This window comes from Tamlana flava (assembly GCF_041287255.1).
In the GTDB taxonomy this organism is placed as follows: domain Bacteria; phylum Bacteroidota; class Bacteroidia; order Flavobacteriales; family Flavobacteriaceae; genus Tamlana; species Tamlana flava.
Genome location: NZ_JBGGTX010000005.1, coordinates 84791 through 107420 on the forward strand (window position 1 = coordinate 84791; position 22630 = coordinate 107420).

Below are 22630 nucleotides of genomic sequence, written 5' to 3' on the forward strand. Positions count from 1 at the left end.
GGCTCTCGATTTCTCGAAAGCCTTTTTTAATTTTAGTTACGTCATAATGCTTTTTTTGGAGGTATCAAGGGTGTTAATTTTCTTTAAAGTTCAACACATTTTCATGAATGTGCTTTTCCATTGAAAGTGAATCAATAGTCAAATTATCTAGTTAGATTTGTATTTGCAAATCTCTTTTTGGTTGTTAAAGCATTAAAATTGCCAAACATTTGTATCTATTAAAAATAGGTTGCTGCATCTAAACCATCAAAAGCCACCGTTTAATTATGATTTAAAATACGTTCAACTAAACTTAAAAATTAAATGAAATACAAATTTTGGTTTTTGCTGTTTATTTCCTTTTTAGGGTTAAATGCTTGCAAAAACCTTCACGCCAATAAACCCGACAAAAACAAATTTGAGATTTTTAATGCCACATATAAGTCGGTTATTTTGTATGGCAAGTCTAAAGCCGATTTAGATTCTATTGTGGCACACCTGTTAGCAGACGACATTTTTAAAATTTCAGGTTATCGTCCAGAAGTTATTTCCAGCATAAATAAAGCGAAAGGAAATGTTATTGTAATTGGAGAGGTTGAATCCGATTTGGTTGGTCATTTTTTTGAAAAAGCTGAGATTAATTCAAATTTTGAAAACCAATGGGAAAGTTATTGCTACAAAACCATTTTAAATCCAAACGATAAAATAGAGAAGGCTTTTGTTGTTGCAGGAACAGATCCAAGAGGCACAGCTTATGGTATTTTTAATATATCAAAGCAAATGGGTGTTTCTCCTTGGTATTGGTGGGCTGATGTGCCTATTGAAAAGCAAGAGGAGCTGATTTTAACCCAAGCAGATTTATACAGTAAAGAACCTACAGTAAAATATAGGGGGATTTTTTTAAATGATGAAGACTGGGGCTTACAGCCTTGGGCTGCAAAAACTTTCGAACCAGAAACTGGTGACATTGGGCCAAAAACCTACGCCAAAATTTTTGAGCTTCTTTTGCGCCTAAATGCTAATACCATTTGGCCAGCTATGCACCCAAGCACTAAAGCCTTTTTCCATTATCCAAAGAATGTTCAAGTTGCAAAGGCTTACAACATTGTAATTGGCACTTCACACGCTGAACCTATGTTAAGAAACAATGTTGACGAATGGAATAAAACCGAATACGGTGATTTTAACTATAAATCCAATAAAGAAAAAGTCTATCATTATTGGGAGGAACGGGTAAGAGAAACACAAAATATTGACGCCATTTATACTATGGGCATGCGAGGCGTTCATGACAGTGGCATGGAAGGCGTAATCAGTAAAGATGAAGCCGTTTCAATCTTAAATGGAATTATTGAAGACCAACGCAAACTCTTAAAACAGTACATTAATAAAAAAGTTGAAGAAGTTCCCCAGGGATTAACCGTTTACAAAGAGGTATTGGATTTATATAAAAACGGACTTGAAGTTCCCGATGATATTACTTTGGTTTGGACGGATGATAATTACGGCTACATTAGAGCATTAAGCAATGCGGAAGAACAAAAACGTGCCGGTGGTGGTGGAGTTTATTACCATGCGTCCTATTGGGGAAGGCCCCATGATTATTTGTGGTTAAGTTCTACAAACCCGTATTTGATACGAACGGAAATGTTGAAAGCATACAATCTTAACAACAAGAACATTTGGATTTTGAATGTAGGTGACATAAAACCAATTGAATACAATACCCAACTGTTTTTAGATATGGCCTATGATTCTGAAAAGTTTCAAAACCCGGAATCAATAACGGAGCATCAAAAGGAATTTTATGGAGCTATTTTTGGAAGTGACTTTTCTGAAAGCATCACAAAAATAAGGAACGAGTATTTTCAATTGGCATTTGAGCGCAGACCAGAATTTATGGGCTGGAGCCAAACCGAACCAACAACTCCAATTTTTAATACAGCATATAATATGTTTAGCAATGCTGATGAAATTGAAAAGCGAATTACGGCTTATGAAAATTTAGAAAATCAAGTAGAAACCATTGAATCAAAACTTACTGAAGATTTAAAATCGGCTTTTACACAATTGGTGAGCTACCCTGTTAGAGGAGCTTCAAATATGAACAAGAAATTCCTATACCGTGATAAAGCTTTGGCTTATGCAAAACAAGCCCGTTTAAGCGCTGAAAAATATAAATTCCTATCCAATCAAGCATATCAAAACATAGTTGAGCTAACCGAAAACTATAACGAACTTTCTAGCGGAAAATGGAATGGCATAATGGATATGAAACCCCGAAGCCTTCCAGTTTTTGACAATCCAGAAATTGAATTCAAGTGGCCGGAATCAGATCAAACCATTGGAATTTCAATTGAAGATACACTTAAAACGTTTGAAGGGTTGAAACGACTACCTACATTTTATGTTAACGATTCAATAAAATACTTTATCGATATTTTTTTAGAGAAAAACGCGAAAGAAGATACATGGCAAATCAAACATCTTCCAAATTGGTTGAAGGTAACTAAAACTTCGGGTAATTTTAATATTTCAAAAGACTATATTGAAGATAGAATTTATGTTTCCATTAATTGGGATAACTGGAAAAAAGCTGGTGAGCCTAACTCAGGTTCATTCACCATTCAAAAAGGTTCTTCTGAAGAATCTGTTCAAATTTTAATATCCAAAAGTTATGATGGTTTAAATCCTAACGATATTGTAGAAAAGAATGGTTTTGCTGTTGTTTATGCAGAAAATTTCTCGGAAAACACATCTTTAGATACACTTAACTGGAAGAGGCTGGAAGGTCTAGGGCATTCTAATTCAGTCATGCAAGCACTACCTTTAAGCGCTGCTTCAATATTAAATCATGAAAACGCACCATTGCTAAAATATGAGGTGTTTACTGAAACGCTAAATGATACAGCACTGCTTAACCTTACAGCTATACCAACACATCCTTTAAACACTGATGGAGATGTTAGGATTGCTGTGCAGTGGAACAATAACCCTATTGAAATAGTTAGTTTCAAAACCAGAGGCAGAAGTGCAACTTGGAAACAATATGTGCTGAGTAATAAGGCTTCAAAACAGATAACAGTTCCATTGACAACCAAAGGCGAACAAACACTAAAGATTTACATGATGGACCCTGGAGTATTGCTCGATTACTTTGTTTTAAACACTTCTGGCAGTAACTATATGCCATATAAACTGCCAAATGAAACTATGATTGGCAATAACTAAATATTTATTATTTACTTTCTCGAAAACTATGCAATAGTCGTTTTTAATTAATTGCAAGTACGATAAAAATGAAACCAAGCGTCCTTATAGTTATATCTTTGTTGGTCTGTTCCTTTGTATATTCTCAACAAAATAATTTTGAACAGGAGAGACCAGCTAATCTTTTTCCAACCGCAGAAATAGTAACTAGGTACCATAATGAATGGACTGTCAAAAACTATCGAAAACGAATTGATGTTTTTAAAAATGATATTCCCACACCTGGATGTATTTTTTTATAGGAAATAGTATAACTCAACAAGGCGATGATTGGAGAGAGAGATTTGGAGTCCCTTATGTTAAAAACAGAGGTATAGCTGGTGATGTAACTGATGGGGTTTTAAAAAGATTGGATGAAATTGTTTATTACAAACCAAAAGCCATATTTATTTTAATTGGAATAAATGATTTGTTCAACATACATTATAAAGAAGACTCCAAAGGTATGAAATACGATAAAATAATACCTTCTGCCCATTATGTTGGAAAGAATATTACGAAAATAGCAAAGACACTGCATAAACGATTGACAAACACAAAAATTTATGTAAGAACGGTTATGCCAACCCGAAGAGATTTTCTAAAGGAAGATATATTGAAGGTGAATAAAGTAATTAATAAGGCGAGTAAAAATGGGTATTTTGCCTTGATTGATTTTTATTCAGAATTTGTGGATGATTTGGGGTATCTTGCTAAAGGCCTAACAAATGACGGAGTACACTTAAACGAGGCGGGATACGAAAAATGGGTAGATATTGAAAAAGAAATAGTAAATGAATTTTATCACTAATTCCAAGATTATAACAAATAAAACCAAAAAACTAAAAATATGTTTGATTTAAAAGATAAAGTAGCCGTTTAAAAGGTTTGGCTGAATTATGTGGACTTGAAATGGGCATAGAAAGAATGTTAAATTAAATGACTATTTATTAAGTTTGAACAGGTTAAAATTTTAACGATAAGCAAATGATGTATTTAAAAAGGGCCATTTTCCTTGTTCTCCTAATTTCTATAAATGTTTTGGCTCAAACCAGAAAGGTTATTGAACTAAAACAAGATTGGAAATTTTATAAAGGACAAAATGAAGAGGCTTTTAAAAAAGATTTTAACGATTCTAAATGGCAAACGGTTTCAGTGCCTCACGATTGGGCAATTTACGGTCCTTTCAACAAGGAAATTGACAAACAAATGGTTGCCATTGAACAAAATGGAGAAAAGATACCTACGGAAAAAACTGGAAGAACAGGGGCCTTGCCATATATAGGAGAAGGTTGGTATCGTAAAACATTTAATGTTTCAAACTTAAATAAAAACCAAAAAGTTCTATTGACTTTTGATGGTGCCATGAGCCAACCAAAAGTTTTTGTAAATGGGAAAAAAGTTGGTGAATGGAATTACGGCTACAACTATTTTTATTTTGATGTAACCGATTTTCTAGATAGTGATTATAACGTTTTGGCAGTTCATTTAGCAAACTTTGGGGAGTCTTCACGTTGGTACCCCGGTGCAGGGCTTTACCGAAAAGTTCGGCTAATTGTAAAAAACAAGGAAAGTATAAACCATTTGGGAACTTACATAACCACCCCTATGGTTTCAAAAGATTTGGCCAAGGTTAATGTGAAAACGGAGGTTATAGGTAATAATGTCCAACTACTTACCACTATTTCGGATGCCCAAGGGAATGAAGTCGCCTCAAATAAAACAGCAACGGTATTCAATAACGAATTCGAACAGAATATTCCCGTTATAAATCCCAATTTGTGGAGCCCTGAGAACCCGTATCTCTACACAGCGGTAACCAAACTATATAAAAATGACGAACTTATTGATGAGTCAATAACCAGATTTGGTATTCGGTCTATTGCATATGAAGCGAATAAAGGGTTTAGCCTTAATGGGAATGTTCGCAAATTTAAAGGTGTGTGTTTACATCATGATTTAGGGCCTATTGGTACAGCGATAAACAGGTCTGCCTTACGCAGGCAATTACGCATTTTAAAAGATATGGGGGTTGATGCCATTAGAAGCTCCCATAATATGCCTTCACTGGAACAGTTGGAATTATGCGACGAAATGGGGTTCATGTATTTGGCCGAAAGCTTTGATGAATGGGCAAGAGCAAAAGTAAAAAATGGCTATCATCTCTACTTTGAAACAGATGTGGAAAAAGATTTGGTTAGTTTAATCCATACCACACGTAACCACCCATGTATTGTCATGTGGAGTTCAGGAAACGAAGTACCTGACCAATATGGAACCGAAGGTGTGAAACGGGCAAAACGTCTTCAGGATATTTTTCATCGTGAAGACCCAACGCGACCGGTTACCGTTGGGATGGATAGAGTAGACCAAACTATGAAATCTGGCTTTGGTGCTTTATTGGATGTTCCTGGATTAAATTACAGAGTGCATTTATACGAGGAAGCTTTCGAAAAGTTTCCACAAGGGTTTATTCTAGGCTCCGAAACGGCTTCAACAGTCAGTTCAAGAGGGGTTTATAAATTTCCAGTGGAAAAGGCAAGTATGAAACAATACGATGATTTTCAGTGTTCTTCATATGATTTGGAATATTGTAGCTGGTCTAATCTGCCTGATGATGATTTTGTGCTGCAAGATGACAAACCTTGGGTGATTGGTGAATTTGTTTGGACGGGATTCGACTACTTAGGAGAGCCAACACCTTACGATGATAAATGGCCATCGCGTAGTTCATATTTTGGTATAAATGATTTGGCTGGACTTCCAAAAGACCGATTTTATCTCTACAGAAGCAGATGGAATACCAAAGAAGAAACGTTGCATATTCTACCACATTGGAATTGGGAAGGCCGAGAAGGAGAAACCACACCTGTTTTTGTCTACACTAGTTACAACAGTGCAGAATTGTTCGTTAATGGCAAGAGCATGGGCATTCAAAAAAAGAATAATGAAACACCGCAAAATCGCTATCGTTTAATGTGGATGGATGTTAAATATGAACCAGGAACTATAAAAGTAGTAGCCTTCGATAATGAAGGAAATCCTGTAGATAAAAAAGAAACCCATACCTCAGGAAAACCCTATAAAATAGTGTTGGACCCTGATGTAAAACAATTAAAGGCTAATGGAGAAGACTTGGCGTTTGTTACTGTTTCAGTGGTTGACAAAAATGGAGTTCCTTGTCCAACTGCAAATAATCAATTAAAGTTTAAAGTTAAAGGTGAAGGTAGCTATAGGGCCGCTTGTAATGGAGATGCAACCTCGTTGCAAATGTTCCATTTACCCACCATGAAACTTTTTAACGGTAAACTGGTGATTTTGGTACAATCAACTACCGAGGTTGGAGATATTCACCTTAAAGTAAGTGGTAAAGGATTAAAAGCGGCAGATTTTACCATAAAGAGTGTTTTGTAATTGGGTTTTAATTTTCTTATTAGGTTAGAGAATGGGGTAGCATAAAAAAAAATAGGATTTAACAATTTAGTATTTCATAAATCATTAAATCCTATAAAATTTTCATCAAAATGATTTTAATCTATTTAACCACAAGCTTTTTGGTTTGTTGATAGGTTGCAGTTTTAACTGTTAAAAATAAAGTCCTTCTGAAAGGTTTGATAAGGGAATTTGTTCGTCCGACTCACAATTTAGCTTTGTGTAAACCGCCTGACAACTTATATTGGAAATTTTTAAATCATAATCTGTTTGATTGTCATATCTAAACTTTAAATTTAATAAAGATGAACTTTCGGCAGGATTAGGATAAATTTCAAACTGAGAAACCTTTGCGAACACATCATCAGTAGATAATGAAGGATCTACAATAGTATCCTCCCAGTTAAACCATCTTAAATTGACATCGGCAGCTTGTCTAGCTCCAGTTCCTAATTTCAGTTTATAATCAAATCTACTGGTTCTTGCTTCTTCACTAAAAACATAATCTGTATTACAAATGACGGCAAAAATAAGCCCGTTTGCTGGTGCACCGCCATCAAATGAAATCGTGGCATCGCCGGCATAAACTGGCTGGCTATAAAAAGTAGCCCCTGCTTTTGTGCGGTAATACAATTGCATCGACATATTTTGGCCCAAAGGTTGGAAAGTCACTGTAGCACTATTGCCTGTTGTATGAATTGGAACAAAATTAGCACCAGATCAACCTGGTAATGTAAGTTCATCAGGAATTCAAAATCCTTCAGCATCTTCGGTTGTTTTGGCATAAGGAGTTGCATACCAATCAGCCACTGGTTCTGGAACTACTGTGGAAGGATGTTCTGCATAAATTCTTGTTTGAAACCAGTAGTTATACATATTCTTGATAGGCTTCGTAAAACTTTTAAATCAGATAACGCCAATCGTGCTCTATATTCCTGAATGAGTTAACGCATTTTAAAATCTCCGAAGCCTGGAGCCCCACCGCTTCCTTCAGCAATCCCCTCCAACACATTTCCTATGGCATATTTCCAAACCCAAGGTAAACTTTTAATATTAACAACTTCACCTAAGAATGTTGGGAAAATAGTACTGTATTGCACACCCCCAAACAAATTCCTGGTTCTTAGTGTTCCATCTGATCTAACCAAACCTTGTGCTGCGGGCCCAGCAAACGTACCATCCGTTAACCAACCACCATAAGTCTCAATGGGCATAAAAGGTGCAAATACACTAGATGAACTTAACCAACCCAAGTCGCTGTTTTCATAAGCAATTAGTTTACCACCTGCTTTTTCAATTTCCAAAACCATTTGTAACCAAACATTGGAACCCTCATGAAACCAAGCTGCATCCCCGCATCCTGTTAGGGCGGCATAAAGGGCATGAATGCCTTCATGAACCACTGCACCTGATTGATATGGGTCGGGTGTAGCAGGGTCAAAAGACTTAACGGGTATATAAGATAATATTATGCCATACTTCTCCGTCTTGAGTACTTATGGTACCCATCCAACCTCCTGGTTCATACTGACCATGACTATCATTACACAAACCAGAGCCTGATAAATAAATCATATCTCGATAGCCTGCCTGGTATAACTTGATTGGAGGCCATCCCATATTATCAATCAAAAATCTAAAATCACCATCTACGCGTTTTAACATATTGGTTATAGCTATAGGAATAATTTCTGGATTAGGAGTAGGTCCCTGTACATAAGTCCAACTTCCATATGATTCTCTGTAATCCACATTACAGCCAGGGTAACCTGGATAATCATCAATTAAATTTTTTGTTGGATGAGGGAAAGTAGGATATTTCGAACTCCAATCATAATAAAGTGTTTCTTGACCGTGTGCTGGTCAATTGTTGAAATCATCAGTGGTTTCCTGGACTGTTAGGTAAAAGTCTTGGGTTGTTTCAGAACCACATTCATTAACATAAGTATACGTGTACGTCCCTGAATCAGTGCTGCTCAAGTTATATAAAGTTATGGTTTGGGTGTTGGCTTAAAAATTATTGGGACCAACCCATCCCATAAAACATTCCGTAAGGCCTTGTGGTATTTCTGGAATAAATTCAACAGCATCTAAAGTGCCAATAACAGTATAATTTTGTTCTTGATCTGCGCCACTGTTCATACTAACTTTAGGAGTTATGGTTATAGGGTCACAATTCGTTGTTTCCGTTCCATATATGCGAAACTCAACAATCCCTGTAGATGTATTGCTTCTCATGTAAAGCCTAACACTTGTGGTATTAAAGGACAAACCGCTAAAACCATTTAACGTTATCTTTCAATTGCTTTATTTCCTGTTCATTCAGTACGTAATCGTACATTTGTAATGACATCATGAAACCTGAAAAATGTTCACCAATATCTGAAGCCCCAATAATTATTTTGGCATCATCAGTTGCCGATGATAATAGCATGTTCTGGGCATTATCAAGTACTCCATCTACATATATTTTTTCTACAACACCATCAAACGTCAATACAATGTGATGCCATTTGTTGGCTTCTGGTAGTTTATTAAAGCTCATATCAAAATGGCCATCTAAATGTGCGGCAGCTCCATACGGACCTCTATTGTAGGCTAAAGCATTGTATGAATTTGCCAAACCATAGGTTAAACGGTTACACCAAGATGCCACGATTTCTCCTTGATTGGATATTTCTGGGTTTTTAACCCAAGTAGCCACTGTAAATGAACCATTCCATGATAGATTTTCAGGAACGGCTTGATCAAGTATTAAAGCTCCTTCTTTGAAATTGAAAACTTTAGCACCTGTTTCTATATCAATAGATAAGGAAACCTCTCCTTGTTTGGTGAAATACCCGAAAAGTGTTCCATTATTGATGACTTTATTTAAAGAGTCCGATTTTATTTCTTGGGCATTAATATCAACAATTAATTCCTTTGTGCTCAATGGTGCTGGGCCATTAGTTGATGGTTTGTTCTTTAATTTTAATGGCATTTCAAATAAATCGCTATACACCTTGATATTCCAAACAGCAGCGAACAACCCCACTTTTTCAGTAGCCAATACAGTAAGTTTAATATATCTTGCTTTTACGTCATTGTCATCAATCATCGGGCTACCAGAGGTTAGGTTCTTGGATTTATCAGCATACAACTCCCATGTTTTTCCATCTTTTGAATATTCTATAACATATTGGTAATAATAGCTGGCGAATTCAAATTGCGTCTCAACTCGTTTAACCTCTTTTACCTCACCCAAATCCAAAGTTAAGTTCTGTGGAAGCCCATTTTTTCCTGCCTTCCATAGGGTGGCATTGTTATTGTCCGATGCAAAAGTGGGCGCATAGGTATAGTCGTATTCCAATGATTTAAGATGATACGAAGAAGAAGCCGTCGCTTTAGCTTGATAAGCTATATTATTTGGCACCAAAGTCCTAACAATTGGGGCGATACCTTTTTGAGATGGAATTACTTTTTTTATGGTGGAATCGTTTTCAAAAATCATTCTATCTATGCAAACTTGTCTTGAAAGCCCTCCTCTGGTCATGGGGTAATCGTGCCTGTGGTAAACAATATAGGTATCATCACCATCTTCTAAAATCGAGTGGTGTCCCGGTCCATGAACAGTCATATCCTCATTAGTGCTTAAAATGGGATTATTTTCACCTGGGGTAAACGGACCATAGGGTGAATCACCATAAGCGTACAAAACCTTGTATGTTTCATCATGGCAAGATTCACCAGAATACATCAAAATATATTTATCTCCTCTTTTCATCATATAAACAGCTTCAAAAGGATTTGGTGTTTGCTCCAACGGAATATTCTTTGGATTAATAATATCTTTCATAGTATCGGTATCCAGCTCGCCAGCAGCATAGCCCCCATTGTAATGAACCCAAGTGCCCCAATAGGCATAAACTTTGCCATCGGTATCAGTAAAAAATTGGGCATCCAAAGAAGGAAAACCTGCCCTGGGAAAGTTATGGGTTATAACGGGTGTATCATCTTCATTTAATTTAATCCATGGACCGACTGGTGTATCTGAAACATAACCATAAATGTTGCACCCAGCTTGACAGTTTCCAAAGTACAAATAATACTTTCCGTCTTTACCTTTTATAATATCAGGTGCCCAATAGTTTCTTAGATTAACAGATGAAAGTGAAGGCATTTCCATGGTATAATTATACCAATTTTGCAAGTCTTTGCTATACCAAACGGTAGGGGCTCCAGAAGCCAACATTTCATTGTCGGTTGTAGCATATATATAATATATATCACCGAATTTTTTAATTGTTGGGTCTGCAAAGTAGCCCGGTAAAATTGGGTTTCCGGTATTAGGTGATGTATTTTTGGCTCCTCTTGGTACTTCGGCTATTTGATTTAACTGTTTATTACAGGAAAATAAAGACAGAAATATCACAAAGTTTAGAGATGTTATTATTTTAAAAACCATTTTTTAGGTCTTAGTTGAGTTGAATGGGTTTTACAATTTAATTTCAATAGGCCATTTATCTAATGGAATTTCATAAGCTCCTCTCACTTTTGGATAGAGCAATTCCAAATCTTTATTAATCCTTAAATATGCATTAGGCGTAAATTCTGTTCTTTCATTTAAAGTGACATGTAACTCATTTGTCTTTGAATTATAACGGACCATATTAAAGGTTCCCGCATCCAACGTAAGCCATAAGTGTCTTGGGGCTATATACACTCTCGATTTTGCCGCTGTAGTTATTTTCACAGTTACAATATCATCCTTTACACTTGTATTACCTCCAAAGGCCAGCCAACCTAAATCTTCATCTTTTGTAAGGTATGTTGCCGTATTTACAGCATAACCATAAAAACCAGTTCCATAATCTCCTGACAGATAATCTATTCGAAGTTCTGTTGGATATGAGTGGAATGCACATGGGCCAAAACCATCTTCGGTAATGTTGGCAATACCGCCCAAAAGTCCGCCATAGCCAACTTTTAAAAGATAGAAATCATCAGGTGTTTTTCTGAATTGTTTTAAAACAGGAATAGCATTGAGTGATGAACCATAATGATGGATTTGGCGCTCAACCCGTGACAATTTACCACCATAAAGAAAATCCCAATAGCGTCTTGCATTACCATTATAAGCCCAGTGCGGCATAATAGGCATATAAGCCAATATCGCCCTAAGAGTTACCCAAGCCTTGTGATGGTAACCAAAGTAATCAGACCACATATATACTTCTTCCTGACCTGTAGAATCCCATGGCATTTCACTTCCAAAAGGATATTCCAAGGCTTTCCAATGATTTGCTCTGTCTTTCATTCTAGCTTCTAAATCTGAAGCCATTTCTTCGTAGTTTTCATTTTTTAAGTCTTCAAGGATGAATAAAAACACAGACCCTTCCATCTGTCCGAATTGAGCATAATAAGGTGCTTGTTCAACCATGGCAATACTGGTATGGTAAGCTTGTTTTAAATACCAGTCCCATGGCCTGCTGTCTACTAAACCATCATGATATCTAGCCAGCCTGTACATTACCCAATATGCCGCTGCTACATGAGGGTAATTGTAAGATCTTCCTGGTTCATTGGCATGTTCATGGTTCCATGCTGCCCACGTTTTGTAGTTTATGGAATCGTTATAAGTATCTTTAGGCAGGGAGTCTGGCTCATAATAAAAAACACTCTTTTTAACACCGTATTTGCGTTTCCCTTCGCTATATTGAATATTTCCCCAAAGCGTACTATCTACAAACTTCTGCAATTTTTTTATTTCTTCTTTGTTCGGCAGAATAAGTTGCTTCATGATGGCAGACAACCAGCCTCCTGCACCACCCTCATCACTCAAACCGGCCACCCATGCCCTGCTATCTTGGGTTAGTAGTTTTTTGGTTTGGTAATCATAACTGATAACGGAAGGGTTTCTTTTAAATATAGGATCTGATTTATGAAACCATTGCTCTGTAGTTAAGAAATGACCAAAATCTTTGATTACTTCCGTCTCTGACTTAATAACTTTATAGTTAATGGTTTGCTTCAAACCGTTTTTGTAATTTATGGTTACAACAGAGCGCCCCCATTTTATCCCTTCCACAGAATATTTTTTTATTCCTTTTGCTGTAAGTCCCTCTTCTTTAATTTTTAAGGCGCCTTTAGGTTCAACTTGTATCGATACTACATCACTATCAAAATCAACAATTAATTGCGCTTTTGTTTCTTGTGGAATAACATATCCTGGAATACCTGTTACAACAGGTCGTTGTACCTTTTTTAGGGTACTTTGTATCTCTTCAATGCCTTCAGAAAGCACAAGTTTTAAAGAAAAATTTCTAGTTGCGTCAGGAGCTAATATCAATGAAGTTGGCTTATTCCATTGCTTCGCGCCTCGCCATTCATTTTCGGCATAGGCTTTAGAGAGAGCCATCCATTCATGAAACCCCTCAAAAACAATACTTCTTGGCGTAGGGTCATTTAGAAGCGGACGATATGCTTCAAAAGGCATATTTTCATTTGGCAATACCACGAGTGCTGGACCATGACCACTTAATCTTTTTACTTCCAAATAGCCAGCATCCAAGCCAATGTAGGGGTCAAAAAATACATTTTGGGCATGGGTTTCATTCAATGATTTTCCCTCTAAAATGTTATTGAAAATCATAGGAATACCTAGGGCGCCAATTTCTATTTTATTGTTGATTTTGTTGGTTATTTCAAAACGGATAACAAGACCGTCTGCAATAATTTCATAATAACGTTTAATGGATACTGGAATGTCACTTGGCAAAGTATTTGATAAATCAGCACCTGCCAATATATTCCCAAATGTTTCCAAAGGTGTTATTGGAAATCGCTTTTTGGCTGTTGAATAGTTCTTCCACTCGCCATCACTTTCTTTAATTCTCAAATTAATATCCCCTAAATGGTAAAGGCCATCTTTGTCCCTTATTTCCAGTCGGTCACTCGGAGTGAAATCAAAGTTTAAGTCGTTCAAAGGTTTCAAACTTGCCACAGTTTGTGAGGCTCTAACAAGTTTCAATTGAAATTGAGACGTGTTGAATTTTTGATACACCTCTGCAATTCCCAAGGTTGGTTCTTTGGCTTTTATATTATCCCAATATCCTTGAGCTTGAAGGGTCAATACTGATATAAAGAAAAACAGTATGCCAAGTTCGTATTTATATCGTCTCATTATTTGTTTATGCATTATCAATCATTGTAACGTTACGTCAAAATAGACGGAATATCGTCCATTAGTATTATAGAAAGGCTTGAAAAGAACTCCATCAATAGTGAATTCCAATGTCTTGGGATTGCCCTTAATCGATTTACTAATATCATTACCATCTAAAGTTATCTTATGCCATTCTTTTAGTGGCTCAGGCTCTTGGGCAGCCAACAAAATTGGACCATAAAACAAGCTGGCTATATTTTGCTGATCCATAACAGGTTCTAAATGAAATTGAAAGGGCATGCGAAGTTCAATGGTGTCCTCATTTTTCCATTTACGGCTTAATTTGATATAGCTTCCTGGTTTGGCATTCACTTTTTCTTCCTTACCATTAATGGTTACAAAAAAGCCTTTCGTGGCCCATGCGGGCACTCGTACGTTAATATCAAATTTTCCCTTTCCCTTTATGGTTAATTTGGTGCAATCCTCATTTGGAAAAGCAGTTGTTTGAATTATGGTTACCTTCTTTTCCGTCCACTTTAGAGTTGAAGGTATAAATAGGCTGACATACAATGTACTGTCATCAGAACTTTTAAAGTAAATGGAATTCTGCAGCATTGTATTGCTCTCCAGTGCCGTACCATTGCAGCATGTAAACCCTTTCATATCTGGATTACCAAAGTGTTTTACCGACCCTGATCTTAACGGTACATGATATGTATTTGCAGGGCTGTCCTCTGCAACTGAAGCGAGGATATGATTATAGAGACCACGCTCATAATAATCCATAAAATCAGCAGATTGCTCAAAAAGAAACAAATTTCTAGTTAGTTTGAGCATATTATATGTAGCACAGGTTTCATTTTGTCCACCAGCCGAAAACCCATTCTCATAAAGGGTTGCTGGTTGGCTGATAAAACATTCTGCATTGGCAGGGTTGCTTGCACCTGCCAAGCCTCCGATACTGTAGGTGTAGTCATTAACAGCTTTATGCCAAAAATTATCTGCTATGTGGTAGTATTCTGAATCATATGAATCACGATACATCTCTAGAGCGCCCATGATTTGAGGTATGTGCTGGTTAGCATGCAATCCGCGAAAAGTATCCACATTTTTAGCTAAACCATGACTGTGATTTACGTCTCCAAAGAATACTTTTATATTATCAAATAGTTTTGCTGTTTCTAAGTATTTGGAATTGTTTGTTATTCTATATAATCTGGCCATGGCCTCATTCATTCCTCCAAACTCACCAGCAATATATCTGTTCCACATGCTAATAAGTGTTTCGATTGAGAGTTTACTTAATCTGGCATCTACCCATGCACCCATACCTTCAGCAATTTCAAGAGCTTTTTCATTGCCACTTACTTCATAAATATCCATTAAGCCTGCAAGGATTTTATGTAAGGTGTAGTATGGGGCCCAAACTTGGGTACTTTGTCCTCCATAAGTTGCTCCGTTTTCTAGCATTATAAATTGATCAGGAGGATAGGCACTTATAAATCCTTTACCCCAATTCCAATAGTCTGTACGGATACCATCTTCGCTTAAATCGGAATCAAATGAGTTTTTACCAGGTCCAAATGGTACGGCATTTGGGTTTGCTACAAATTCACCTCCTTCTGTAACTGGTTTTCCAGACATTTGCGATAATTGATACAAGGTTTTAACCATGTATTCCATTTTGGTTTTAAAGTTTAATTGAAGCACTTTGTCGAAATCTGTGCTAGCATAAGATTGAGCTAGTGCCGAAAGATAATGCCCAGAAGCATGCCCTCGTAATTTGGTCTCTTGCGTATCCCAAACGCCCAATGGTTTAGCTCCTTCAGGTTGCTTTTGTCCGAAGGCATTTCTAAACATGTACAGGAAGTCATCGGGATTAGTTTCAGCTAGGGTTTTGATAAATTTATCTCGGTTTTCAATAAATTTTGTCGAGTGACCATGGCTATCTATATCTAAGGAAACGGCATCCAAAGTAAACGTCTCAAGTCCTTTTCTTGGAGTGGTTAATGGGGTATCAGCTTTAACTGTAACAATAGCCGTAGGAACTATTTTTGAACTGGCTATAGTTCCTGTTACTGTGTATTTTCCAGGTTTTAAAACTACACCATTGTCGGTTGGTGCAGGCCAAATTACACGTACTTTAGGACCATTAAAGCCCTTACTGTATATTCCATCAATTGTCCGTGGTAAGCGTGGTAGGAACCCAACAACGGTTTCAACTTCAACATCATAAACACCTATAAGGAATTGATTGTATAGCTGAGGCTCATCATCTGTAAATGCTTGTAAATCGTTGTTTTCTTCATGGTGTTCGTTAACACGATTTTCTCGCCCCAAAGAGTTGTAATAGATATTATCGATTTGGCTATTGTTCAATGGAATACGGTACAAGCGAAAATCATGCAAGTTCGCGTTAAGGTTTCCAATGTTTGATGCTAACGATTTGCCAATGTATAACTCATTTTTGCCATTTTCAGTATTGAAGATATTTTCTAATTCAATGCCTTCTAATTTAGTTTCTTCGGTATGTTTTCCATTAATATATACTTTGAAAGTTTCGGAAGCAACATCAAGTACAATGGCAAAATGATTCCATTTATTGGGTTCCAAGCCTTTTGCTATTGTTTTAAAGACACACTTTGCTTCTGATATAATTTCAGATTGAATACCCCTTCCGTCTTCCGTTGTCTTTAAAGAAATATGTGAACTGTTGTTTTTTCCAAGATCTAAAACAAATTGATTATCTGCTTCAGATTTAAAAAAAATCCACCCTGTAACGCTCAATGATTCTATGCTATTTAAAGTTTGGTTTGGTAAAGAAATGTAGGTATTGTTGCCAGCATTTAATGCAAGTGCTTTCTTAAATAAATTGTCCTCTACAAACTCAGGAGAACCATTTTTTATTTCGGCATGTAAATTGTTCCTAGACCAATCTTTTAAATTTCCGTCAAACACATACCGCGCAATTAATCCAGTTTCTCCAATACCATCCAAGATTTGATTACCGCTTTGGGCAAATAGAGTTAGTACACTAGACGAATAAAAGACTAGCGCTAAATAAATGGACAGTTTAACTCTCTTCATTAGTGCAATATATTTTTGTTATTTTTTGAAGCGATCTGGAGAAATGGGGGTTAAATTTACCGATGATTTTTTATTGCAAACTTCCTCTGCAACCAGTTTTCCAGTTATAGGTCCCAAACTCCAACCCAGCATGGCGTGTCCTGCAGCGATTGTTAAGTTAGCATATTTACTGGTTTTACCAATAAAAGGAACACCATCAGGAGAAACAGGTCTTAATCCTGAAGTGGCGCCAGCACGTTCTTTCTCATTAATTTCTAAATCTTTATAATATTTTATTGCTGCTTTAGCGATCGCTTCAACGCGCTCCTTTCTAACTATCGTATTGTTTCCAGAAAATTCCATGGTACCTGCAAAACGAGTAAAACCATCCATTGGTGTAACGGCAGCCCTGGCTTCAATTAAGATGGCGGGTATTGTAATGCCTGTTGGCCTATGGACATCCATGCTGTAACCTTTGCCTCCTTGAATTGGAATATTCAAATTTAGCTTTGAAGCTAAAGGTGATGTCCAACAACCACTGGCGAGCACAAAATCATCAGCGTTATAAACTTCATTTTCTGTGATTGCTGAAATAATTTGACTGTTCTTTATTGAAAAATCTAATACTTCTAGATTTGTTTTAAAAACAACACCATTCTTTTCCAGCCAAGTCCGCAAGTCCCTAATGAAATGATTTGGCGTCATGTGCGAGTCACATTTATAATGGACTGCTCCAATAACATGGTTTGATAAAACGGGTTGAATTTTGCTTAATTCATCTTTATTTAAACAGTCAACTTCTAAACCTTCTTCTTTGGCCCAATGTGCTATTTCTAATTCATGTTTTTCACTTTCAGCCTCTGTATAGGCCATCAGCACACCCTTTTTTTCGTAATGGAATTTAAAGTCTAAATCATCAATCATATCTTCGAAAAGGGTTTGACTTTTTAAATTTAATTCCTTCAAAACAGGCGATAATCTCTCGACACCTTTTTTGGTTGCGGATTTTTTAAAATACAAAGCCCATTTAAAAAAGTCGAAATCGATTCTTGGTTTTATGTAAAAGGGACTGGAACTATTTAGCATCCATTTTAAGCCTTGGGTAATAATGCCGGGTGCGGCCAACGGAATGAAATGGCTGGGCGACAAATACCCAGCATTTATAAATGATGCGCCAGTTGTTAAATTGCTTTTATCAATAACCGTAACCTGACATCCTTCTCTTAAAAGGTAATAGGCACTGCATACGCCTGAGATTCCCCCTCCAATTACAATTACCTTTTTCATTTAATTTTTATATTTTTCTGTATCAAATAACTTGAAACCCATGAGCATAGGGGTCATCGTCGTCAATAATGATATTGTTGTATCCGGTTACTTGAGCCCACCCTTGTATGCTGGGTATAATTGCTTTTATATTTTTAAGTGTTGTTTCTTTTTCAACTTTACCAATAAACTTACTGCCTATAAAACTTTCATGAATAAAGGGCTCACCAAGTTTTAGTTTTTCTTTAGCATAGAGTTGGGCCATTCGAGCCGAGGTGCCTGTGCCACATGGTGACCGATCAATAGCCTTGTCACCATAAAAAACAGCATTTCTTCCCGATGATGTTGGGTCAATAGGATTTCCCGTCCACAACATATGGCTTACATCCCTAATCGTATCGTTTTCAGGATGAATAAACATGTTGAGGTATTTTTCATTTATCCGATTTCGGATAACCTGTGAGTATTGAATAATTTTGTTTGCCGTGAAATTATGTACGCCACTAAAGTTTTTTTGCGGATCCACTATAGCATAAAAGTTCCCACCGTACGACACATCAAAAGTCAGTTCGCCAAGTTCTGGACAATCAATCATTAAATTTTCCGCTGCTAGATAAGATTTAACATTAACCAGTTTTACCCAATCTACCTTTTTTCTTGTTTGTTGGTATTCAATTTCAACCAATCCAGCAGGGGCTTCCATTTTAATTTTGCCAGGCGTTTTGGGAGTAATTAGTCCTTCTTCAATGGCAATCGTTATGGTCCCAATGGTACCGTGGCCACACATGGGCAAACAACCCGAAGTTTCAATAAACAGAACACTAAAATCGTTTTCTGGATTTGAAGGAGCCAAAATTAAGCTGCCGCTCATCATATCATGTCCTCGAGGCTCAAACATCAATCCTTTACGAATCCAGTCGAACTCCTTTAAAAAATGTTGTCGTTTTTCACTTATGGTTTTACCCAATAAATTAGGGCCACCAGCAGCTACAACGCGAACTGGGTTTCCGCAAGTATGCGCATCAACACAAAAAAAGGTTTTTCTAGCCATTAACTAATTTTAAGCATTTACACTTGAAAGATATTATTTTTGTAATCTGGCAATGTTGGTCTCGTTGCCATAGCGGTTTTGATTATCTTTAAAACACGTTCCCTTTCTGCACCTTGCAATGGTAATCTTGGTGCCCTTACATTTTCTGTACCTATACCCGTAGCCACTTCTGCTAATTTAATATTTTGTACCAGTTGCGGGCTAACATCAAGTTCCAATAAAGGCATAAACCATTTGTAAATTTCAAGTGCCTCACTTATTCTACCTGATTTAACTAGATTGTAAATAGCAACAGTTTCCGCAGGGTAGGCACAAACTAAACCAGCTACCCAACCCTCGGCACCCGTTACTAAACTTTCTAAACCTAAAGTATCTACACCTGTAAATACTTTAAAACGATCGCCAAAACGATTTTTAATGCGAATAATATTTGTAATATCTCTTGTAGATTCTTTTACTGCCTGAATGTTCTTATTAGTTGCTAACTCTTCAAGCATATCTAAAGTTATCATTATTTTATAATCTATAGGGTTATTGTAGAGCATTATTGGTAGTGAGGTCCTCTTTGCTATTTCGGCAAAATAAGTCACCGTTTCGTAATCTGTTGCTTTGTAACGCATAGGAGGCAGTATCATTAAACCATCAGCACCAACTACTTCGGCATTTTTTGCAACTTTAATTGCCTCTTTAGTGCTTTGTTCTGCTATGTTAATTATTACGGGTACCTTACCATTTGCAATTAATAATGTTTCTTTGATTAAAGCTTCCTTTTCCTTTTGGGTAAGTGTACTTGCTTCACCTAGAGTGCCACCAAGAATTATTCCATTTACGCCTGCTTCAATTTGAGCATTAATATTTTTTTCAAACATTGCAAGGTCCAACGTGTCATCTGCTTTAAATTTAGTTGTCACTGCTGGCATTATGCCTTCCCATTTTATCATAGTTTTTAAATTTTAATCTATGTAAAATTAGTTGTTGTTTTTGTATTTATCTCTACATTTATTAGCCTATTGTAATATTATATTACCCCTTATATTAAATTTGAATATAATAATTGATGATATTAGCAAATTTATTAGCTTATGAAAGTACTTCCCTTTAAAATTCCAAAACCAGAAAACGAAGCGTTGGTCTATCAAGAGGAGCGATTAAAAGTGCTATACAACCAGCTTCACCAGCATAATGAAATACAAATTACTTATGTAGAACAAGGGGCAGGAACATTGATAGTTGGAGATACAGTAAATGATTTTTATCCTGGCGACATATTGGTTTTAGGTAGCGATGTGCCCCATGTATTCATAACAGATTTAAATTTTTCTGAACAAACGGTGGTATACACTTTATTTTTTAACAGAAATTCCTTTGGCAAGGATTTTTTCGACTTACCAGACCTAAAAAGTTGTGATGATTTCTTTAAAGAATCGGAATATGGAATGAAAATCTTAACAAGGAAGGAAAAGCTAATTAAGCAATTTTTAAAGCTACAGAATCAAAATATGGTACAACGGATAAGTACACTATTAAAGATAATAGATTACATTACCAAGGCAGAAAAATCTCCTTTATCATCTTTTGTTTACAAAAGGAAGTATACAGATGATGAAGGAAAACGAATGAAAGATGTTTTTAGCTATGCTATGGAAAAGTATATGGAACCCATAACTTTGGAAGAAATATCGGAGGTAGCCAATCTGAGTAAAAATGCATTTTGTAGATATTTTAAAAGGCGAACTAACAAGACGTTTTTTCAGTTTTTAATTGAAATAAGGATTGAAAATGCATGTAAACTTATCTTTAACAGACCTGACCATTCAATTTCTACAATTTCTCAGCTAAGCGGCTTTTACAATACGGCTAATTTTAACCGTAAATTTAAAGAAATAAAAGGCGTTACACCTTCACATTACAGATTACAGAGATTTTAGGTGTTTTTTACTAAATTAAAAATGAAATTATTGTTTTTAATGTGATTGAAATCGTTCAACAGATTAGAATTTTTAACTTTTAGGGTCAATTATAATTAATTCAATGTTTCTCGAAAAAAAATCAAGTGTTATTGAAATGGAATTTGAATTTCAATGAATCAAACTTGTTTGCTTCATCAATAGTTTTGATAAACATTTTTTCTATTCCCACTACAGGACTTAGATAATTCGAAACCACAGGTTTATTTCACCTTTAACGGTTTTTTTTGTGTTTTAAGTATTTTTGAAATCCTAATATTAGGTGATAGAAATGGAATAAAAAATAGTTGTAGAGATTATTGCAATATGGTATCTCGTTAAAAGCTTTAGGGTTTAATGTTTTTTGTCTTTACCAATTTAAAACTATCCCACACCCAAAGCAGACGTTTTTTTAAGGTATCTAAAGGGTGTAATTCTTCAGCAAGGCCACGTTCAGATAGGTATAGGGCTGCGGTGTAGCCTTTGCCTTTTTGGTCAATCCAGAAAAATACGATGTAGCAAGAGCGCATGTTTAAAAGAGGTGTTTTTGGAAGCATGGTGTTGTTATTCTGGTTTTCTATTGTAACCATTCGGGCATAGCTAATACCATCGGGCACCGACACAGGAACCAAGCTTGTATTGATATTAGTGTCCTGTTGTTTATCTAATATGGTACCAATAAACTGGGTTTGGCAATAGTTTTCAAAGTCTTTAATGTTTGCACATTTTTTTAAAGACAAAGGCATAATACCAGCGGCTTCAGAATACGTGCTAGAGATTAATGGATTTCTAAAAGCCAGGGCAACTTTTTGTTGGTCGCGTAACAGTAATTCCCAAGAGGGTAAAGGTTTAAAATGGTAATCGTGTGTTTTTCCAGCGTACCAGTGTATGGTGTCGTTCCAAGTGTTTTCCCGAAAATCATGATTGCCACCCATGGGAACAACGCAATAGCGGTCTTGTACATTACCATTGTATGCTTGTAAGCGCCTAAGACCTTCACTAGGCTTCAGTTGTGCTATTTGGCCGGCAATCCTATGGTCAGTTTGGCGTATAGGTTTTACGATTATATAGTAATCTGTACCCGGTTGCAGGTCTAGTATAACCTCCTTGGTAATCTCTTTAATTTTTGTTCGTAATCGGGTGGAGCCTGTAAGTTTGGTGTGTACCCGATAAATGTGATTCATCTTTGCTTTTACACAAAACCCTGAATCATCGTTTATAATTACGGCCAACCAATTTTCAGGAAAATCGTCGTCCTCTTCTCTTAGAAAATAAATCTGGGCAAAATTGTTAGGATTTAGATTCGCTGGCCCTGGGGTATATGCCATGGGCAATGTCTGTGCCATAAGAGAAACTTTAACCAAAAGGTATAAGAATATGAGTATGGGATGCGCTATAGTAGGTTTCATATTCGGTACTTGAGCATCGTTTAAAATGGTACTTTAATGTACGTATTTTTTGTGATATCATTGATCTTTAATTGAGAAAATAAATGGC

The 22630-nt window shown here is 36.3% G+C and carries 16 protein-coding genes; 4 read left to right on the forward strand and 12 right to left on the reverse strand.

Annotated elements, in window-relative coordinates:
• Positions 1–303: 303 nt before the first annotated feature.
• The 3 genes from ACB104_RS14680 to ACB104_RS14690 all read left to right on the forward strand — a co-directional run bounded on the left by ACB104_RS14680 (position 304) and on the right by ACB104_RS14690 (position 6642).
• The gene (locus tag ACB104_RS14680; protein ID WP_370479924.1) at positions 304–3210 is read left to right on the forward strand and encodes a glycosyl hydrolase 115 family protein; all 2907 of its coding nucleotides are present in this window, start codon (positions 304–306) and stop codon (positions 3208–3210) included.
• A gap of 265 nt (positions 3211–3475) precedes the next feature.
• The gene (locus ACB104_RS14685) at positions 3476–4039 is read left to right on the forward strand and encodes a GDSL-type esterase/lipase family protein (protein ID WP_370479926.1); all 564 of its coding nucleotides are present in this window, start codon (positions 3476–3478) and stop codon (positions 4037–4039) included.
• A 179-nt stretch (positions 4040–4218) separates the two neighbouring features.
• A complete protein-coding gene (locus ACB104_RS14690; protein WP_370480051.1) occupies positions 4219–6642 on the forward strand; it encodes a DUF4982 domain-containing protein in 2424 nt (807 codons plus the stop codon).
• 171 nt (positions 6643–6813) lie between these two features.
• Here the strand turns inward: ACB104_RS14690 and ACB104_RS14695 are convergent, their stop codons facing one another.
• The 11 genes from ACB104_RS14695 to ACB104_RS14745 form a co-directional block, all read right to left on the reverse strand.
• The gene (locus tag ACB104_RS14695) at positions 6814–7299 is read right to left on the reverse strand and encodes a T9SS type A sorting domain-containing protein (protein WP_370479927.1); all 486 of its coding nucleotides are present in this window, start codon (positions 7297–7299) and stop codon (positions 6814–6816) included.
• 111 nt (positions 7300–7410) lie between these two features.
• Positions 7411–7536: a hypothetical protein gene (locus ACB104_RS14700; protein ID WP_370479929.1), complete on the reverse strand. Its 126-nt coding sequence runs from the start codon at positions 7534–7536 to the stop codon at positions 7411–7413.
• Positions 7537–7604: 68 nt separating this feature from the next.
• The gene (locus ACB104_RS14705; protein ID WP_370479930.1) at positions 7605–8063 is read right to left on the reverse strand and encodes a hypothetical protein; all 459 of its coding nucleotides are present in this window, start codon (positions 8061–8063) and stop codon (positions 7605–7607) included.
• 43 nt (positions 8064–8106) lie between these two features.
• Positions 8107–8412: a hypothetical protein gene (locus ACB104_RS14710; RefSeq protein WP_370479932.1), complete on the reverse strand. Its 306-nt coding sequence runs from the start codon at positions 8410–8412 to the stop codon at positions 8107–8109.
• 258 nt (positions 8413–8670) lie between these two features.
• The gene (locus ACB104_RS14715; RefSeq protein ID WP_370479933.1) at positions 8671–8931 is read right to left on the reverse strand and encodes a hypothetical protein; all 261 of its coding nucleotides are present in this window, start codon (positions 8929–8931) and stop codon (positions 8671–8673) included.
• Between the two features lie 4 nt (positions 8932–8935).
• A complete protein-coding gene (locus tag ACB104_RS14720; protein ID WP_370479935.1) occupies positions 8936–11104 on the reverse strand; it encodes a family 43 glycosylhydrolase in 2169 nt (722 codons plus the stop codon).
• A 30-nt stretch (positions 11105–11134) separates the two neighbouring features.
• Positions 11135–13822 (reverse strand): DUF5695 domain-containing protein, encoded by a 2688-nt coding sequence (locus ACB104_RS14725; RefSeq protein WP_370479937.1) that lies wholly within the window; start codon positions 13820–13822, stop codon positions 11135–11137.
• 21 nt (positions 13823–13843) lie between these two features.
• The gene (locus ACB104_RS14730; protein ID WP_370479939.1) at positions 13844–16891 is read right to left on the reverse strand and encodes a beta-L-arabinofuranosidase domain-containing protein; all 3048 of its coding nucleotides are present in this window, start codon (positions 16889–16891) and stop codon (positions 13844–13846) included.
• Positions 16892–16909: 18 nt separating this feature from the next.
• Positions 16910–18157 carry an NAD(P)/FAD-dependent oxidoreductase gene (locus tag ACB104_RS14735; RefSeq protein ID WP_370479940.1) on the reverse strand — a complete coding sequence of 416 codons (1248 nt, stop codon included), beginning with the start codon at positions 18155–18157 and terminating at the stop codon, positions 16910–16912.
• A gap of 22 nt (positions 18158–18179) precedes the next feature.
• The gene (locus tag ACB104_RS14740; RefSeq protein WP_370479942.1) at positions 18180–19187 is read right to left on the reverse strand and encodes a 4-hydroxyproline epimerase; all 1008 of its coding nucleotides are present in this window, start codon (positions 19185–19187) and stop codon (positions 18180–18182) included.
• Positions 19188–19204: 17 nt separating this feature from the next.
• On the reverse strand, positions 19205–20128 hold the full coding sequence (locus ACB104_RS14745) for a dihydrodipicolinate synthase family protein (RefSeq protein WP_370479944.1): 924 nt from the start codon (positions 20126–20128) through the stop codon (positions 19205–19207).
• A gap of 141 nt (positions 20129–20269) precedes the next feature.
• Between ACB104_RS14745 and ACB104_RS14750 the strand changes: the two genes are divergently transcribed.
• Positions 20270–21115 carry an AraC family transcriptional regulator gene (locus ACB104_RS14750; RefSeq protein ID WP_370479945.1) on the forward strand — a complete coding sequence of 282 codons (846 nt, stop codon included), beginning with the start codon at positions 20270–20272 and terminating at the stop codon, positions 21113–21115.
• Positions 21116–21480: 365 nt separating this feature from the next.
• Here ACB104_RS14750 and ACB104_RS14755 read toward each other — a convergent pair whose 3' ends face one another.
• The gene (locus ACB104_RS14755; RefSeq protein ID WP_370479948.1) at positions 21481–22542 is read right to left on the reverse strand and encodes a hypothetical protein; all 1062 of its coding nucleotides are present in this window, start codon (positions 22540–22542) and stop codon (positions 21481–21483) included.
• Between the last annotated feature and the right edge of the window lie 88 nt (positions 22543–22630).

Excerpts from the sequence above, each read along its gene's own strand:
- ACB104_RS14680 (WP_370479924.1), top strand. The coding sequence starts at position 304 with ATGAAATACAAATTTTGGTTTTTGCTGTTTATTTCCTTTTTAGGGTTA.
- ACB104_RS14685 (WP_370479926.1), top strand. The coding sequence starts at position 3,476 with ATGTATTTTTTTATAGGAAATAGTATAACTCAACAAGGCGATGATTGG.
- ACB104_RS14690 (WP_370480051.1), top strand. The coding sequence starts at position 4,219 with ATGTATTTAAAAAGGGCCATTTTCCTTGTTCTCCTAATTTCTATAAAT.
- ACB104_RS14695 (WP_370479927.1), bottom strand. The coding sequence starts at position 7,299 with ATGCAATTGTATTACCGCACAAAAGCAGGGGCTACTTTTTATAGCCAG.
- ACB104_RS14700 (WP_370479929.1), bottom strand. The coding sequence starts at position 7,536 with ATGTATAACTACTGGTTTCAAACAAGAATTTATGCAGAACATCCTTCC.
- ACB104_RS14720 (WP_370479935.1), bottom strand. The coding sequence starts at position 11,104 with ATGGTTTTTAAAATAATAACATCTCTAAACTTTGTGATATTTCTGTCT.
- ACB104_RS14725 (WP_370479937.1), bottom strand. The coding sequence starts at position 13,822 with ATGAGACGATATAAATACGAACTTGGCATACTGTTTTTCTTTATATCA.
- ACB104_RS14730 (WP_370479939.1), bottom strand. The coding sequence starts at position 16,891 with ATGAAGAGAGTTAAACTGTCCATTTATTTAGCGCTAGTCTTTTATTCG.
- ACB104_RS14735 (WP_370479940.1), bottom strand. The coding sequence starts at position 18,157 with ATGAAAAAGGTAATTGTAATTGGAGGGGGAATCTCAGGCGTATGCAGT.
- ACB104_RS14740 (WP_370479942.1), bottom strand. The coding sequence starts at position 19,187 with ATGGCTAGAAAAACCTTTTTTTGTGTTGATGCGCATACTTGCGGAAAC.
- ACB104_RS14745 (WP_370479944.1), bottom strand. The coding sequence starts at position 20,128 with ATGATAAAATGGGAAGGCATAATGCCAGCAGTGACAACTAAATTTAAA.
- ACB104_RS14750 (WP_370479945.1), top strand. The coding sequence starts at position 20,270 with ATGAAAGTACTTCCCTTTAAAATTCCAAAACCAGAAAACGAAGCGTTG.
- ACB104_RS14755 (WP_370479948.1), bottom strand. The coding sequence starts at position 22,542 with ATGAAACCTACTATAGCGCATCCCATACTCATATTCTTATACCTTTTG.